The sequence below is a fragment of the Oleiphilus sp. HI0066 genome (genome assembly GCF_001635725.1).
Window position 1 is genome coordinate 1 of the sequence record NZ_LWFH01001534.1, and the last position, 1,991, is coordinate 1,991.

General features: G+C 41.8%; 2 protein-coding genes. One reads left to right on the forward strand and one right to left on the reverse strand.

Features of this window, described 5'->3' with window-relative positions; translation table 11 throughout:
• Window positions 1–1,458 (forward strand): AsmA family protein (locus A3738_RS23885; protein WP_231876749.1); only part of this gene is annotated, 1,458 nt, incomplete at its 5' end.
• A gap of 256 nt (window positions 1,459–1,714) precedes the next feature.
• On the opposite strand, the gene A3738_RS23890 is transcribed toward A3738_RS23885, so the two are convergent.
• A partial coding sequence (locus A3738_RS23890; RefSeq protein WP_197473996.1) for an acyl-CoA dehydrogenase C-terminal domain-containing protein occupies window positions 1,715–1,991 on the reverse strand: 277 nt, incomplete at its 5' end.

Sequence of the window (1,991 nt, forward strand, 5' to 3'; positions counted from 1 at the left end):
AATAATCTCGACCTTTCTGGGATAATGCCTAATAAGAAAACCATACAGCTCTCGCTAACTGGAAACTTTGAGTATGACCTGAAAGGTGACACACTAAACGCTTCGAGCATGCAGGTCAGTGGCGCCAGCATTGCTTTAGATACTCAATTTGTCGCCAAGAAGCTTCGCACCAGTCCTGATATAACGGGCATGATTCACGTTGCACCCTTTGCTCTTGCAAATGTAAACCAATACTTAGGTTTAAATTTACCGATTAACGACAAAGCCTTTAAAAACATAGGAGTTGATGCTCCATTTACATTTCGTTCAGGAACTTTACAGAGCACTAATTTCGACTTAGCGTTCGACGAATCAAAGTTCTTGGGTTCAATTAAAGCGCGCCCAGCTGCCAACTTTTATGACATCTCATTGGCTGGCGATCAGGCGGTTATAGACAACTACCTCGCTGCCATAATTCCTTCGCAAAAGCAGGTTACCGCGCCACATATCGCTGCAATTGAATCAAATAACGAAGCAGTCAAACAGATCTTGCCATTGGACTTCATCCAAAAGGCGGACATCTCCTTTAATCTCGTGCAAGACAAACTGAGATATCAGCACATTGAGGCTTCAGGGATAAAAACATCGATTTTGATAAACAACGGCCGTATAAGAAGCACTAATGAAGCCTCAGTCGCGAACGGAAGTATCACAGCCGCCGCAGTCGTGAATGTACAACTGCCCAATCCAGTTTGGGATCTTAGCATTGATGCGAATAGTCTTATTGTTGGAGAACTTATGCCGCCTACTCTGCAAACAAACGATATTTCCTTTGCAGGTACACTTGATCTAAATGGCGCCATATCCCTGACGGGTAACACCATCCCAGATCTTAAAGCTACTAACTCAGGAAGTGTTCAAGCTGAACTTCAACAGGGTCGTGTGGACGGAATAAATATTGATGCTTGGCTCTGTAAAGGCATTTCATATATTAATAATGACAAATATGACATTGAGAAAGCGGGCTCTTCAACGAGCATCAAAAAGCTAACAAGTACAATCGAGTTAAACAACTCCGTCATACAAACCCAACATACAAAGCTTAATTCGAATAGCACGAACACAATCGTAAATGGTACTGCTGATATTCTAAATCAATCATATGAAGCTAACTTTTACATAAAACCTGAAGCGAACGGCGCAACACATGCCTGTCGCATCAATCCAAAACTTCAGAACATTAGCATTCCTTTAACATGCCAAGGCAAGCTAATTGCCAATCAACATCGTTGCGACATCAACTACAGCGCACTGAAGCAGCAAGTTCAAAATGCAGCTATTGATGAAGCAAAGCGCAAAACAGAAAAAGAGCTTGATCGCGTCATCAATAAGCATCGTGAACGCTTGGACGGCATCATTGGGAAAGATAACGAAGCCGTAGACAAGATTAAAGACAGCCTTCTTAAGCTATTTAATTAAGTAACTCGCCTTTCGTTTTTATTAACTTTCAGCAAATAAGCCTTTCGGCCGATCAAAATACGCCCCATCCAAAACTAATATCTATCTTAACGAAACAGAGATGTTTCAGGGTTTTCATTTCCCTCCTTAGTTATTAGTTTGTTTAACCTCAGCGGCGATGGTCTTGTTCGGCGACCACGCCGCTTTTTTTTGGCCGAATGTCAGACATAAAAAAACCGGTAACAAGTACCGGTTTTTTATTGACGCTAAATAAGACTTAGAAGTTTTCAGCTTCAAGCGCCATCGTATCTTCACTACCAGACTTAATCGTCTCAAGAAGAGAAAGAGTCCTTGGAAGAAGACGACTAAAGAAGAAGTTAGCAGTCTTAAGCTTATTCGCATAGAACACATCTTCTTCAACTTTAGGTGCTGCTTTTGCAACCATGCGTGCCCACATGTAGCCGTATGCAGTTAGACCAAATAAATCCAAGTACTCAACCGCTGCTGCGCCGATCGCTTCAGGTTTTATGTAAAAGTTAGCTTCATATGATTGA